Genomic DNA, 14,318 nt, shown 5'->3' with positions numbered 1-14,318 from the left:
ACTGAATAAAAATTGTTTTTTTAACTAAAAAATGTTGTTTAAATCAATTTATCGACAATTAATAGTTGTTACAAAAGGATTATTTATACAAGTAAAAAGATGATATCGTGTTTGTTGTATGGTATTTGTGCTGTTCTTATTATGTAATAAATGATAAAATCAATTGTGATAAAAGGTAATTGTCTTACGTGAGTTCTTTCTTTTTTGGTTTGAAAATAGTTAAGTGGCTGTGGCAATTTTAAAACAAGTGTATAAGTTGATTTGTATCTGTAGCTATTGGTCTTAAATTATTTTTAAATATTAATTTAGGTAAGCTCTTATTTGCCTGAAACTTATGTCAAGAAAAAATTCGAAAATCACCGTTTGCTATATTAATATATAGTTGTACATTTGCACCCCTGTTTTCACGCGTGAGTGTCGAGAGCAGGAAATGGAATGTTTAATAATTAAATAAAACAGTGTGGACACATTAAGTTACAAAACAGTATCTGCCAACAAGAACACCGTTAATAAGGAGTGGGTTGTTATTGATGCTGAAGGACAAACGTTGGGTCGCATGTCTACTATCGTTGCAAAATTCTTGCGCGGAAAGTACAAGCCTAACTACACACCACACGTTGATTGCGGAGACAATGTGATTGTTATCAATGCCTCTAAAATCAACTTAACAGGAAAGAAGTGGGATTCTAAATCTTACATCCGTCATACGGGCTATCCTGGTGGTCAAAGAAGCCTAACTGCCAAAGAATTGTACGGTAAAGACCCTGCGCGTCTCGTAGAAAATGCAGTAAAAGGAATGTTACCTAAAAACAAATTAGGTAGTGCGATTTATCGCAATTTAAAGGTTTATGCCGGTGCAGATCACGGGCAGGAAGCGCAAAAACCTAAAGCAATTAACATTAACGAACTTAAGTAAATGGAAGTAATTCACAAAATTGGTCGTAGAAAAACGGCTGTTGCTCGTGTTTATTTAGCTCCTGGTTCTGGTAACATCACGATCAACAAACGTGAGCTTAACAACTACTTTACTACAGGTACTTTACAGTACAAAGTTAATCAGCCATTAGTAATGACTGAAAATGACAAAAACTTTGACATTAAAGTGAATGTATACGGTGGAGGTATCACAGGTCAGGCAGAGGCTGTACGTCTTGCTCTTTCTAGAGCAATGTGCGAGCTAGATGCAGAAAACAGACTTATTCTTAAGCCTGAAGGTCTGTTAACTAGAGATCCAAGAATGGTAGAGCGTAAGAAATTCGGTCAGAAGAAAGCGCGTAAGAAATTCCAATTCTCAAAACGTTAACAACAATCGTGTTTCAATTCTTTTGCAATTTATATTGCATCAGATTTTTGAAAGCGAAAAGAAATTAATTTTAAAATAATGTCCTTGTCCCAATACGTTGGGAAATTAGTTTAGCATCTAAATGTGCTTGGCGATTCATTAGAAGACCACTTGCATATTGCTACTAGAACGGGAACGTAAACTAAATTTAAAAATGGCAAAAACAGAAAATGTAAAGGATTTACTGGATGCAGGTGTACACTTTGGTCACCTTACCAGAAGATGGGATCCAAACATGGCACCATATATCTATATGGAGCGTAATGGTATTCACATCATCAATCTATACAAAACTGCTGCTAAATTAAGCGAAGCTTCAGAAGCTCTAGCTAAAATTGCAGCTTCAGGTAGAAAAATACTTTTTGTAGCTACCAAAAAACAAGCTAAAGAAATAGTTGCAGATCACGCAGGTCGTGCAAAAATGCCTTACATCACAGAAAGATGGCCTGGAGGTATGTTGACTAACTTTGTAACTATACGTAAGGCGGTTAAGAAAATGCAAACTGTAGATCGTATGAAACAAGACGGTCGCTTTGATAGCTTGTCTAAAAAAGAGCAATTACAAATGAACCGTATGCGTGACAAATTAGAGAAGAACTTAGGTTCTATCGAAGATATGACACGTCTACCAGGAGCTTTGTTTGTAGTTGATATTAAGCGTGAACACATTGCGATTAAAGAAGCTCAAAAATTAAACATTCCAATCTTTGCGATGGTTGATACCAACTCTGATCCACGTCAGGTTGATTATGCTATCCCATCTAATGATGATGCTTCTAAATCTATTGAGAAAATCATTTCTAACGTTGCTAATGCTATCGTAGGAGGTCTTTCTGAGCGTAAAGCTGGGAAAGAAAAGTCTGGAGACGCTAAAAAAGCTGACAAAGCTGCTAAGCCTGCAAAGGCAAAAGCTAAAAAAGCTGTAGCTAACGACGAAGAAGAATAGTATTTAACAATTTGATAATTATTAAAGTCGTTTAGTATACTGCAATTTTGCACTAAACTAAACGACTTTTCTTTTAACTCATAAAACGTATTTAAAATGGCAAAAATAACAGCCGCAGAAGTAAATAAACTTAGAAAGGCTACCGGTGCTGGTATGATGGATTGTAAAAATGCACTTGTAGAAGCTGATGGTGATTTTGATGAAGCAATCGCTGTTCTTCGTAAAAAAGGACAAAAAGTTGCTGAAAAAAGAGCAGACCGCGATTCAAGCGAAGGAGTTGTAGTTGCAAAAATTAATGATGCTAACACCAGAGGTGTTGTGTTTTCATTGAACTGTGAGACCGATTTCGTTGCTAAAAACGATTCTTACGTAGAGTTAGCAAATGAACTTGGTGATATCGCGATCAACTTTGATGCTAAAGAAGCGTTCTTAGCAGCAGACTTTAAAGGGATGACTGTAGAAGAAAAATTGATCGAGCAAACTGGTGTTATTGGTGAGAAGTTAGAAATAGGTGGTTTTGAAGTATTAGAAGCTGCATTTGTAGGCGCTTATGTTCACGGTAACAAAATTGGTGCATTAACTGGTTTATCTAAAGCAGAAGATGCTTCAGAAGAAGTTGCTAAAGCTGTTTCTATGCAGGTTGCTTCAATGGGTGCGACTACATTGTCTTACAAAGATTTTGACCCTGAATTCGTAGCTTCAGAAACTGAAGCACGTATTGCAGCTATAGAAAAAGAGAATATTGAGTTAGGTCGTTTAGGTAAAACTCAAAAGAATGTGCCTCAATTTATCTCTATGTCTCAGTTAACTCCAGAAGTTATGACTAAGGCAGAAGCAGCTATCAAAGAAGAATTAAAAGCCGAAGGAAAGCCTGAAAAAATATGGGATCGTATTGTTCCTGGTAAACTAGAGCGTTTTGTTGCAGATAATACCACTCTTGATAATGAGAAAGCATTATTAGATCAAGTATTTATTATGGACGAAAGCACCAACGTTGCAAAATATGTTGCTAGTAAAGGTGATTTTGAAGTTGTAGGATTTAAAAGAGTAAGCCTAGCTTAATCTTATAATTCTATTTTTAGAATAGAAAAAAGGCTGCCAATTGGCAGCCTTTTTTATTGTTGTATTTCTTTCTTTTCCTTAAATGCCATTTAAGCTTATATTTGTCAAAAATTTTTCTACACCATGCAATACAAACGTATTCTACTTAAATTATCAGGAGAGGCATTAATGGGTAAACGCCAGTATGGTATTGATCCCGATAGGCTCGCAGAATATGCAGAAGAAATAAAAGAAGTTTTAGATAAAGGTGTAGAAGTTGCCATAGTAATTGGTGGTGGTAACATTTTTAGAGGTGTTGCGGGAGCCAGCCGTGGTATGGATCGCGTTCAGGGTGATCATATGGGGATGTTGGCAACGGTTATTAACGGTTTGGCATTACAAAGTGCATTAGAGGAGGCGGGAATTCAAACCAGATTACAGAGCGCTGTCAAGATCAACGAAGTTGCAGAGCCCTTTATCCGTAGAAGAGCAATCAGGCACCTTGAAAAAGGACGTGTGGTGATTTTTGGTGGTGGTACTGGTAATCCATATTTCACTACAGATTCTGCTGCGGTATTGCGCGCTATAGAAATTCATGCAGATGTTATTCTAAAAGGAACTCGTGTTGATGGTATTTATACCAGTGATCCAGAAAAAGACAGCAAAGCGGTAAAGTTTGATTTCATCAGTTTTGAAGATGTGCTTCAGAAAGGTTTGAAAGTAATGGATACAACCGCTTTTACACTGAGCCAGGAGAATGAATTGCCTATTATTGTTTTTGATATGAACAAGCAGGGGAATTTACTTAAGGTTGTTGAGGGTGAAAATATTGGTACTACGGTAAATTTATAAATTAACGATTATTGGACTTAATGGCTCAGAGGCTTTTTTAGGAAATTAAAAATTGTTTCAATTTAATTTCTACTGAGCTTTCCCAAAGAGAATTTACTATTTTTGACTGATTTCCAGAAATCTTAGAATTTAATACAGCTATGAACGAAGACATTCAATTTATATTAGACGGGACAGAAGAGGCAATGCAAAATGCACTTACCCATCTTAAAAAACAATTTGCAAACATACGTGCCGGTAAAGCGAGTCCTGCTATGCTAGGAAGTGTGATGGTTGATTATTACGGAAGTTTAACACCATTAGCTCAAGTAGCGAATGTAAATACTCCAGATGGTAGAACCATTTCTATTCAGCCTTGGGAAAAAGCGATGATTCAGGAGATCGAGAAGGCTATTATGAATGCTAATCTTGGTTTTAATCCTATGAATAATGGAGAGAGCGTTATCATTAACGTTCCGCCACTTACAGAAGAACGTCGTAAGGATTTGGTTAAGCAAGCTAAAGCAGAAGCAGAAGATGCAAAAGTAGGTGTGCGTAACGATCGTAAGAATGCAAACAACGAAATTAAGAAGTTAGAAAAAGACGGTCTTGCGGAAGATTTATGTCGGAATGCAGAAGTAGACATTCAAGATTTAACTGATGCACACATCAAGAAAATAGATGATATTCTTGCAGTTAAAGAAAAAGAAATACTTACCGTTTAATTCACGTTAAACTCATGCCAAGAGCGACCCATGGGTCGCTTTTTTTATAGTATTTTTAGATACTTAAGTCCTTTTGTACTAATGACTAAACCATTTGTTTTCTGTTTGTTTTTGCTTTTTTTGATGCAAAATACTGCGATAGCGCAGCAAAAAAGCATCGATGTAGACTCCTTGATGCAACTCGCCATCAATCGTGCAGATCAGAATAACCCGCAAAAGGCGCTAGATCATTTTAGCTACACTACATACGAGAAAACAATCATCACCGATTCGCTAGAGCGGGAAAACAATGCACATTCTTTTTTTACAGAAAAAGTCTCGAAGAATAATTTCAATACGTATCACGGATTTAAAGAAGAAGTGTTAGGTTTTAATATGGCCGGCTTTAAAGAGCCGCGTTATGAGGTTTTAGGCATCACTTTACAATCGCGGTCTTTTTATGATGAAGATTTTGTGATTTTCAATTATCGTTATGCCGGGCCACTTTCTTCACGTGGTTTGAAAAATTATGATTACGAGTTTATTGGAGATACAACGGTGTTAGATCGAAAAGGCTATGCTGTTGCTTTTTACCCTAAGCGTCCTAAAACCATACCCGGTTTAGAAGGTATACTTTATTTAGATGCTCAGAGCTTAGCGATTCAAAAAGTGCATATTGCTATAAATGATGAGCTGGTTGCACGTATTGAGCAACACTATGAATATCTCCCGGACGTTGCAGTTTATATGCCTAGAACCAGTAAGCTTTATATTGAAAAAGGGGAGACTTCCAAGCGCCTTTCACTTTTCAGAGGAAAAGTTTCGGTGGGAACAATACAAAATAATCCAGTTAAAGAAGCTATAGAGGGGCGCTATTTGTTGTTGACTTCCTATAATGCAAACTTTAACCTTTCCGAAGGAGAGAAACTGGAGCATCCCAATCTTGCTATTGAAGTTAGGGAAGGCGCCGATCAAAAGTCTGAAGATTTCTGGACGCGGTACCGTAATCAAGCACTTACCGAACGCGATCTTAACAGTTTTGATTATCTGAATAATATTGTAAAAACCGAAAATATTGAACGTCGATTAGCGGTGATCAATAATTTTGGAATAGGTTATTATACTGTAGACTTCTTCGATTTTGATTTGACGTATCCCTTAAAATATAATAATTATGAAGGTTTACGCCTTGGTCTTGGTGGTGTTACGAATGCTGATTTTTCAAAAGATTTTAGGATTGAAGGTTATACCGCGTATGGTTTTAAAGACAAGGTTTTAAAATATGGTTTTGGTGGTGGTATTTTGCTAAATGAGTCTCACGGAGCCTGGTTGAGCCTGAGTTATAGTGATGATTTACAAGAAACCGGAAGTTTTAATTATTTGACAGACCGTCGCGTCTACTCGCTTTTTGAACCGCGTCTGGTAAATATCACTCAGTTTTTTGATTACAAAACCTTTAGACTGAATCAAGAATACCAGATCACTCCTAAAATTCTTTCAGAATTTCAATTTGCAAAAACGAATGTCTTACAAACGGAAGCTTACCGGTTTGTGCTAGGTGATGAGTCGTATAGTGAATATGATATCACCGAAGCGACTTTTGGAGTTCGATGGAGTCCGTCAAGTAAATTTATGCGTTCGGAAAAAGGAACGGTAGAGATTTACGATGGCTACCCAAAAATTACCGCGCAGATTTCAAAAGGAATTTCAGGACTGTTTAACGGGGATTTTGATTTTACCCGTGTAGGTGCAAAATTTTATTATCAGGTAGAACGTCTCAATAAATCTACTACCGAGTTCCTGATTGAAGGTAAAATGGCTTTTGGCGATGTGCCGATTACACATTTGTTTCACGCGTATCCTAATGCTCCTACTAAAGAAACCATTATGCAGCGGTTTTCGGTGGCAGGTGTAAATAGTTTTGAAACTATGTATTTTGGTGAATTCTTTTCAGATAAGCTTGCTACACTTCAAGTTAAACATCACTTAAGACCGTTTAATTTAGGTGAAAAATTTAAACCTGAAATGGTGTTCATTTCGCGTTATGCCATTGGTGATATTTCAAATATTGACAGGCATCAGGATGTGACTTTTGGAAAAATGAACAAAGGTTTTATGGAGAGTGGTTTTGAGATCAATAAAATTTTATTTGGTTTTGGTACGAGTCTCACCTATCGCTACGGAGCTTATCATTTGCCTAGTTTCGCAGATAATATTGCGTTTAAATTCACTTTTAATCTGCAACTGTAGGGTTTCAGTTAAGGTTATTTTTTCAGAATAAAATTTCTAAAGTGAGTAAAGCTGAAGTGTCAATTTTGTTTTTGATATTAGGCAAAGACTTTTCGCATACAAATGAGTACCTTTGCGCCTCTTAAATTAGGACGATGACCAAGCTATTGGGTTACGGATTTTGGAACGGTGTAGCACGCCTCATTTTACGCAACAGACTCTTTATACTTTTTCTGGTTGCCGGTTTTACGGTATTTCTGGGTACGCAGTGGAAATATATGCGTTTTACCTATACAGAAGCCAATTTACTACCTGACGATCACGAGGTTAATCTGGAATACAACAAGTTTTTAAACCAGTTTGGTGAAGAAGGAAATCTGGTGGTTTTTGGTATTAAAGATTCTACATTTTTTACTCCGGAAATTCTTAACAAATGGAACGCTCTTTCTGATAGCATCAATAGTTATGATGCTGTTGCGCTTTCAGTTTCTTTAAAAGATCTCAAACTCTTAGAAAAGGAAGAAGATCCAAAACGTTTTGACCTCAAGCCTTTTATTTCCGGAAATGTAAATACAAAGATTCAGGCAGATGCACTGAAGAAAAAGTTGTTTACAGATTTGCCGTTTTATGAAGGTCTTATTTATAACAAGGAAACCGGAACCGTACGTAGCGCGGTGTATCTCAAAAAGGATATTGTAAATACCGCAGCTCGGAAAGATTTTATCGTAGATGACTTAATACCATTAATAGAAAATTTTGAGGCAGAAACCGGTATAAAAGTTCATACCAGTGGTATGCCGTATATACGTACTTTAAACAGTGCGACTATAATCAGTGAAATAGGCTGGTTTGTTGGTGGTGCGCTTATCGTAACTTCATTAATTTTCTTTTTCTTTTTCCGTTCTTACAGAGCTACGTTTATCTCTATGATCACGGTGGTGATTGGGGTTATGTGGGCATTCGGCTTTTTAGGATTGTTGGGTTACGAGATTACTGTGTTAACTGCATTAATTCCGCCATTAATTATTGTGATCGGGATTCCTAACTGTATCTTTTTGATTAATAAATACCAACAAGAATATAAAAATCACGGTAATAAAATTAAGGCTTTACAACGGGTAATTACCAAAGTTGGTAACGCAACATTGATGACAAATATTACCACTGCATCTGGTTTTGCAACGTTTATTTTGACGCAAAGTTCATTGCTTAAAGAATTTGGTATTGTCGCTTCTATAAACATACTGGCGATTTTTTTATTGAGCTTATTAATTATCCCGATCATTTACAGTTACATGTCGCCGCCAAAAGAGCGTCACTTGAAGCATTTAGGTAAAACCTGGATTGAAGGTTTTGTAAAATGGATTGAACATATGGTGCGCGATCGCCGTATCACGATTTACATCAGTACAGTGGTGTTGCTTATCGTAAGTATGATAGGTATTTATAAAATCAAGGTTTCTGGTAGTCTAATTGAAGATATGCCAAAGAATACCGGTTTCTACCGGGATATAAAATTCTTTGAAACCGAATTTGACGGTATTATGCCCCTGGAAGTTTTAATAGATACTAAGCGACCAAAAGGTGTCATGAAGCTGCCAACGCTTAAACGCATGGATGAGTTGGCTACTACTATTTCTGAAACTCCAGAGTTGTCAAAACCACTTTCTATTGTGAATTTGGTAAAGTATGGGAAGCAGGCGTTTTATAATGGAGATCCGCAGTATTATCAATTACCTACTTCTAATGAACGTAACTTCATTTTGCCGTATGCGCAAAGTTTTTCTACCGAAGCCGGCTTGCTGGATAGTTATGTAGATTCTACCGGGCAATACGCTCGTATGACTACATTTATGCAAGATATCGGTACAGATCGTATGGAAATCGTAGAGGATAATTTATACAATAAAATAAATATTCTTTTCCCAAAAGAGAAATTTGATGTGACGCTTACTGGTAAAGCTCTAGTCTTTCAGAAAGGAACAAACTATCTTATTAATAACCTGATTATCAGTCTTTCTCTGGCAATTTTATTGATTGCGGTTTTTATGGCTTTTATGTTCCGTTCGGTAAAAATGATCTTGGTCTCTCTGATCCCTAATTTATTACCGTTATTAATCACAGCAGGGTTGATGGGCTTTTTAGGTGTACCTATTAAACCTTCAACCATTTTGGTGTTTAGTATAGCTTTTGGTATTTCAGTAGATGATACGATTCACTTCTTGGCAAAATACCGTCAGGAATTACGCAGTAGTGGCTGGAAGATCAAGCGTTCGGTTTATGCTTCAGTAAAAGAAGCCGGTGTGAGTATGTTTTATACCTCGATCGTGTTGTTCTTTGGGTTTTCGGTATTTATGATCAGTAGCTTCGGTGGTACCGTTGCGCTTGGAGGCTTGGTTTCGGTAACTCTTATTTTTGCGATGCTTTCTAACTTATTATTGTTGCCATCATTGTTACTTTCGTTAGAAAAAAATATCGCTAACAAAGAAGATTTTAAAAAGCCTGCCATTCAGATCCTGGATGAAGCCGATGATGATGAGCTTGAGAAATTAGACAATTAATTAAGTGTTATTCGGGCTTTAAGCTTTGTGAAGAACACTGCTAAAAATTTATCTTTGCCCTTTATCAGAAATTAGAAACTGAAATTTCAATACACGCTTTAAGCGTTTTGATTATATAGATTATGAGAAAAACAATTGTACACATTTTAAAAGAGGAGCCCAAAGGGCACGAACTTACCGTTAAAGGTTGGGTGAGATCGTTTAGAGCCAATCGCTTTATTGCATTAAATGATGGTTCTACGATAAATAATTTACAATGTGTAGTTGATTTTGAAAATACAGATCCAGAGCTTTTAAATCGTATTACAGTTGGCGCTGCAATTGCAGTAATCGGTAATCTTGTAGAAAGTCAGGGTGGTGGTCAGGCTGTTGAAGTAGAAGTTAAAGCTGTTAAAGTTCTGGGTGATGCTGATCCTGAAGAAGTAAAGAAAACCATTTTACAGCCTAAGCGTCATACTTTAGAAAAATTACGCGAGCAAGCACATCTACGTGTGCGCACAAACACGTTTGGAGCAGTAATGCGTTTGCGCTCCCAATTAAGTTTTGCAGTGCATCAGTATTTTCAGAAAGAAGGATTTTATTATGTGAATACGCCTATTGTTACGGGTAGTGATGCAGAAGGAGCAGGAGAGATGTTTAAAGTGACGGCTTTAGACATGAAAAATCCGCCAAAGGATGAAGACGGAAATATAGATTATAAAAAAGATTTCTTCGGAAAGGAAACTAACTTGACGGTTTCTGGTCAGTTAGAAGGGGAGACTTATGCTATGGGACTTGGCCAGATTTATACTTTTGGGCCAACCTTCAGAGCTGAAAATTCAAATACCAGCCGTCATCTAGCAGAGTTCTGGATGATCGAACCGGAAGTTGCTTTCTGCGATCTGGATATGAATATGGATCTGGCTGAAGATTTCATCAAATACGTAATACAATTTGTGATGGATAACGGTCAGGATGATCTGGAGTTTTTAGAAAACAGACTCATTCAAGAAGATAAAAGTAAGCCTGAAGCAGAACGTGCGCTTATGCCGCTACGTGAGAAACTGAAGTTTGTTTTAGAGAACAACTTTAAGCGCGTTAGTTATACAGAGGCGATAGAGATTCTTAAAAATTCTAAGCCTAATAAGAAGAAGAAATTCAAATATCCTATAGAAGAATGGGGTGCAGATCTGCAAAGTGAACATGAGCGTTTCTTGGTAGAAAAGCACTTTAAGTGCCCTGTGATTTTATTTGACTATCCTGCAAACATTAAAGCGTTCTATATGCGCTTAAATGAAGATGGTAAAACCGTACGCGCTATGGATATTCTCTTCCCGGGAATTGGAGAGATTGTAGGTGGCTCTCAACGGGAGGAGCGTCTTGAAGTATTGCAAGAAAAAATGGCTGCGCTAGATATTCCTGAAGAAGAATTGTGGTGGTATTTAGATACCCGCCGTTTTGGAAGCTGTGTACATAGTGGTTTTGGTCTTGGTTTTGAGCGTTTGGTTTTATTTGCTACCGGGATGACAAACATTAGAGACGTGATACCTTACCCACGTTTTCCTCAAAATGCAGAATTTTAAAAAATATATTTTAAAGTACTTAAAGGCTGTTTAGATTGCGATTCTAAGCAGCCTTTTTTAATGAAAAGATTTAGCTGAAATTTTAATTGGAACCGCCAAAGGGTTTAATTCCCCCCGAGGCTTGCTTCGAAATTTAAAATTTGTTTTCAATGAATGCTTTGTGGACTTGCTGCGAGGTAGTTTATTTAGGGGGAAAATCCCCTTTTTTAAAGGTTGTTTTCCCTGCTAGAGAAAAGATGTTTATTTTACACCCAACTAACAAATTTCTAAATTATGAAAAAAATTATGCTCTTAGCAGTTTCCCTAACTGCTACCTTTTTATTCTCTTCTTGTGAAAAACATAAATGCGACTGTGAAGAAACTGAAACTCCGGTTTTAAGTGCTCCCGGAAATATTATACCCGTCGCCGCAGCAGATACCTTGTATAAAAACTATGGCAACAGTAGGGTTTCTCTTATAGAGCTTGCTGAGAATATTACTGAGGAAGGAGACACGATTGTAGAAGGCGATGCTCGATATAAAAAAGCTACGCGCGCAGTAACTGTATCTTATAAGAGATTGAAAGAATATATGGCTTACATCGAGCAAGAGGCGAAAGCTGCTGATGTTGAGATTGCTGAAATGCGTTTTTATTTTGGGAAGTATAATAATAGTTTTCCTCAAAAAAATAAGAAAGGAAGAGCTACTTTGTTTTTAAATCCCGCTGCAGAGTTTACACTTTCCAATGGAAAAAAAGATACTGTGAGTTATGCGATTGTTACTGGTCTAGATGGAAAAAAACGAGCAGAAATGGTAGGTGTCATTCTTAATCCAAAGCAGGGTGAGCTAGGTATTGAAGAAGGAGAAACAATTCAATCCCAATCGGGAGATGATGTTTGGTTGATACCTCCTCCATATCAGGATGGAAACGATTTTTAAAAATCACATTAAGTGCTGTTATTAATAATTTTCTTATCAGATTGGGGAAAAAGGCTAGCTGTTTTTACAGGTAATCCAATAAGTATACTATTACTTATTTGTGAAGTAATTCCATTAATTCTAGGGATAATTTTTTGGGAAAAATACAAGAAGACCGCTTTAATTTGGTTCATCTTTTTTTTAGGTTATAATTTTTTGAATGAAATCTTATCAGGAGCTTACTATGTTATTGGTGTGGGTAAGAATACAAGTATTTTTTTCAATATTCGTGATGTTTTATACGTTTTAATGTATTACCTAATATATTTTAATTTCCTTCGGAAGAAAGGGTTTAGATTGTGTGTAATTATCTTTTTTTTGGTTTGGACTATAAGTCTTGTATATTTTGGATTTACATCAAACTTTATCGAAAAGTATATGTTTGTTCCAAAAATGATTGGAGATTTTTGTCTGTTAGTAATCATACTCTTTAGTTTGATTGAAGTTGTAGAATCCTCAAAGATTTCAAAAATAGCTGATAATTTAATGGTTTACCTAGGTCTTGGTTTATTGATTTCTTTGGTTGTAAAACTTCCAATTTCTATTGTAACTTTTGTAGGTTGGCTAAAAGTGACTGATACTGCAGATCCAAGTGTTGCCTTCTTTCAATTAATACGTAATGTTGGTTTTGGTGTCTCCTGCATTATGTATCTCATTTTTGCATATGGTTTATATAGAGCAAAAAGACCAGAGATAACTGCGATTTAATCTATGGACCAGGGTACGCAATTGTTACTTATCTTAGTGGTTCTGCTGGTATTGTTTCTACTAGCGGTAATTGTATTTGTATTGTTTTCGGTATTTATGAAACGTAAAAACAGTTTGCTACGCGAGCAAATCGAGACCGAAAAGCGCTACGAGCGTGCCATTGCAGAAACCCAAATTGAGATCCGTGAAGAAACATTGCGGAATATTAGTTGGGAATTGCACGATAATATTGGTCAGTTGCTCACCTTAGCTAAAATAAAAGCACAAAATATAGAAGGAGGGGAAGAAATGATAGAAGTTGCAGAAACAATAGGAACGGGCTTAAATGAGCTTCGTGCGCTTTCAAAATCTATCAATCCAGAAGCTATCAATGGGCAATCACTTATTTACTCTTTAGAGCAGGAGGTAAATCGTTTCAATCGGTTGAAATATCTCTCTGCAGATTATGAATTGCTGGGTGATGCTGTTACAATCGATTCAAAAGTAGAGATTGTATTGTTTCGCATTGTTCAGGAATTTATGGCCAATACCATGAAGCATTCAAGAGCTTCTAAGTTAGAAGTGAAAGTTCAATTTAAAGCAGATGCCTTAGAAATCACAGCGCTGGATGATGGTGTAGGGTTTGATTCAGAAAATCTCTTTGAGAAAGGTATCGGCCTGAGCAATATTGATAAACGTGCTGAGTTAATAGGTGCCGATGCTAAGATCAGTTCGATTCCCGGTGCCGGAACTCAATTGAAATTAATTTATCCATTAGAATAAATACTATGTATAAAGTAGCTCTTGTAGACGATCATACCCTTTTGTCAGAAGCCATAGGTGGTTTAGTACGCCAGTTTATCAATTTTGAAGTAGTCAATATTTCGGTCAACGGAAAAGAGTTTATTAACTACCTCGAAACAGCGAACAGCGATAAACCTGATGTTGTTTTGATGGATGTGAAAATGCCCGTTATGGGTGGAGTCGAAACTACAAAGTATCTTTCTAAATACTATCCTGATATTAAAGTTTTGGCACTTTCTGTAGAAGAAGAAGAGGGTGTTGTGATGCAGATGATTCGCTCTGGAGCTAAAGGTTACTTGTTGAAAGATACCCGTAAGTCTATTTTAGAACAAGCCCTTCTTGAGGTTATTAATTATGGTTTTTATTATACCAATACCGTAGAGCGTATCGTCAAGCAAACGGAGAATTTGTACGAAGAGGAAGTAGTTTTAAAGGACCGGGAGATTGAGTTTATTAAACACGCTTGTACTGAAATGACCTATAAGCAGATCGCTGAAAAAATGTTCTTAAGTCCAAAAACTATAGAAGGCTATCGGGAGTCTGTTTTTCAAAAGCTCGGTTTAAAAAATAGAACGGGTCTTGTTATATATGCCATTAAAAACAATATCTTCACTCCATAGTGCATCGTTAATCTGTTTGATGCACTAATTTTAG

Annotated in this window: 13 protein-coding genes; all 13 read left to right on the top strand. The window is 36.6% G+C overall.

Going from position 1 to position 14,318, the window contains the following annotated elements:
• Positions 1-460: 460 nt before the first annotated feature.
• The 13 genes from rplM (at position 461) to DSM03_RS01310 (ending at position 14,284) form a co-directional block, all read left to right on the top strand.
• Positions 461-916, top strand: a complete 456-nt coding sequence (gene rplM / locus DSM03_RS01370; RefSeq protein ID WP_073099262.1) for a 50S ribosomal protein L13 — start codon at positions 461-463, stop codon at positions 914-916.
• Positions 917-1,303 (top strand): 30S ribosomal protein S9, encoded by a 387-nt coding sequence (rpsI, locus tag DSM03_RS01365; RefSeq protein WP_073099261.1) that lies wholly within the window; start codon positions 917-919, stop codon positions 1,301-1,303.
• A 193-nt stretch (positions 1,304-1,496) separates the two neighbouring features.
• On the top strand, positions 1,497-2,288 hold the full coding sequence (gene rpsB / locus DSM03_RS01360; protein WP_128761582.1) for a 30S ribosomal protein S2: 792 nt from the start codon (positions 1,497-1,499) through the stop codon (positions 2,286-2,288).
• Positions 2,289-2,384: 96 nt separating this feature from the next.
• Positions 2,385-3,350 carry a translation elongation factor Ts gene (gene tsf, locus DSM03_RS01355; RefSeq protein ID WP_128761581.1) on the top strand — a complete coding sequence of 322 codons (966 nt, stop codon included), beginning with the start codon at positions 2,385-2,387 and terminating at the stop codon, positions 3,348-3,350.
• 123 nt (positions 3,351-3,473) lie between these two features.
• Positions 3,474-4,181, top strand: a complete 708-nt coding sequence (gene pyrH / locus DSM03_RS01350; RefSeq protein WP_128761580.1) for a UMP kinase — start codon at positions 3,474-3,476, stop codon at positions 4,179-4,181.
• 140 nt (positions 4,182-4,321) lie between these two features.
• Entirely contained in the window at positions 4,322-4,885 is a 564-nt protein-coding gene (frr, locus tag DSM03_RS01345; protein ID WP_128761579.1) for a ribosome recycling factor, read from the top strand.
• 81 nt (positions 4,886-4,966) lie between these two features.
• Positions 4,967-7,114 carry a DUF5686 family protein gene (locus tag DSM03_RS01340; RefSeq protein ID WP_128761578.1) on the top strand — a complete coding sequence of 716 codons (2,148 nt, stop codon included), beginning with the start codon at positions 4,967-4,969 and terminating at the stop codon, positions 7,112-7,114.
• 134 nt (positions 7,115-7,248) lie between these two features.
• The gene (locus DSM03_RS01335; RefSeq protein WP_128761577.1) at positions 7,249-9,654 is read left to right on the top strand and encodes an efflux RND transporter permease subunit; all 2,406 of its coding nucleotides are present in this window, start codon (positions 7,249-7,251) and stop codon (positions 9,652-9,654) included.
• Positions 9,655-9,776: 122 nt separating this feature from the next.
• Positions 9,777-11,216, top strand: a complete 1,440-nt coding sequence (gene asnS / locus DSM03_RS01330; protein ID WP_128761576.1) for an asparagine--tRNA ligase — start codon at positions 9,777-9,779, stop codon at positions 11,214-11,216.
• 273 nt (positions 11,217-11,489) lie between these two features.
• Entirely contained in the window at positions 11,490-12,134 is a 645-nt protein-coding gene (locus DSM03_RS01325; RefSeq protein ID WP_128761575.1) for a hypothetical protein, read from the top strand.
• 12 nt (positions 12,135-12,146) lie between these two features.
• On the top strand, positions 12,147-12,881 hold the full coding sequence (locus DSM03_RS01320; RefSeq protein ID WP_128761574.1) for a hypothetical protein: 735 nt from the start codon (positions 12,147-12,149) through the stop codon (positions 12,879-12,881).
• 3 nt (positions 12,882-12,884) lie between these two features.
• Positions 12,885-13,643, top strand: coding sequence for a sensor histidine kinase (locus DSM03_RS01315; protein WP_128761573.1), 759 nt, complete (start codon positions 12,885-12,887; stop codon positions 13,641-13,643).
• Positions 13,644-13,648: 5 nt separating this feature from the next.
• On the top strand, positions 13,649-14,284 hold the full coding sequence (locus tag DSM03_RS01310; protein WP_128761572.1) for a response regulator transcription factor: 636 nt from the start codon (positions 13,649-13,651) through the stop codon (positions 14,282-14,284).
• The last annotated feature ends 34 nt before the right edge of the window (positions 14,285-14,318 follow it).

The organism is Leeuwenhoekiella aestuarii, from assembly GCF_004104055.1.
Classification (GTDB): domain Bacteria; phylum Bacteroidota; class Bacteroidia; order Flavobacteriales; family Flavobacteriaceae; genus Leeuwenhoekiella; species Leeuwenhoekiella aestuarii.
Note: the sequence above shows the minus strand (reverse complement) of the source record. Positions and strands in the feature narration are given on the sequence as shown.

Bases quoted from the DNA above. Each gene is read 5' to 3' on its own strand.
- DSM03_RS01310 (WP_128761572.1), top strand. From the start codon at position 13,649: ATGTATAAAGTAGCTCTTGTAGACGATCATACCCTTTTGTCAGAAGCC.
- asnS (WP_128761576.1), top strand. From the start codon at position 9,777: ATGAGAAAAACAATTGTACACATTTTAAAAGAGGAGCCCAAAGGGCAC.
- DSM03_RS01325 (WP_128761575.1), top strand. From the start codon at position 11,490: ATGAAAAAAATTATGCTCTTAGCAGTTTCCCTAACTGCTACCTTTTTA.
- DSM03_RS01335 (WP_128761577.1), top strand. From the start codon at position 7,249: ATGACCAAGCTATTGGGTTACGGATTTTGGAACGGTGTAGCACGCCTC.
- pyrH (WP_128761580.1), top strand. From the start codon at position 3,474: ATGCAATACAAACGTATTCTACTTAAATTATCAGGAGAGGCATTAATG.
- frr (WP_128761579.1), top strand. From the start codon at position 4,322: ATGAACGAAGACATTCAATTTATATTAGACGGGACAGAAGAGGCAATG.
- DSM03_RS01315 (WP_128761573.1), top strand. From the start codon at position 12,885: ATGGACCAGGGTACGCAATTGTTACTTATCTTAGTGGTTCTGCTGGTA.
- rpsI (WP_073099261.1), top strand. From the start codon at position 917: ATGGAAGTAATTCACAAAATTGGTCGTAGAAAAACGGCTGTTGCTCGT.
- tsf (WP_128761581.1), top strand. From the start codon at position 2,385: ATGGCAAAAATAACAGCCGCAGAAGTAAATAAACTTAGAAAGGCTACC.
- DSM03_RS01340 (WP_128761578.1), top strand. From the start codon at position 4,967: ATGACTAAACCATTTGTTTTCTGTTTGTTTTTGCTTTTTTTGATGCAA.
- rpsB (WP_128761582.1), top strand. From the start codon at position 1,497: ATGGCAAAAACAGAAAATGTAAAGGATTTACTGGATGCAGGTGTACAC.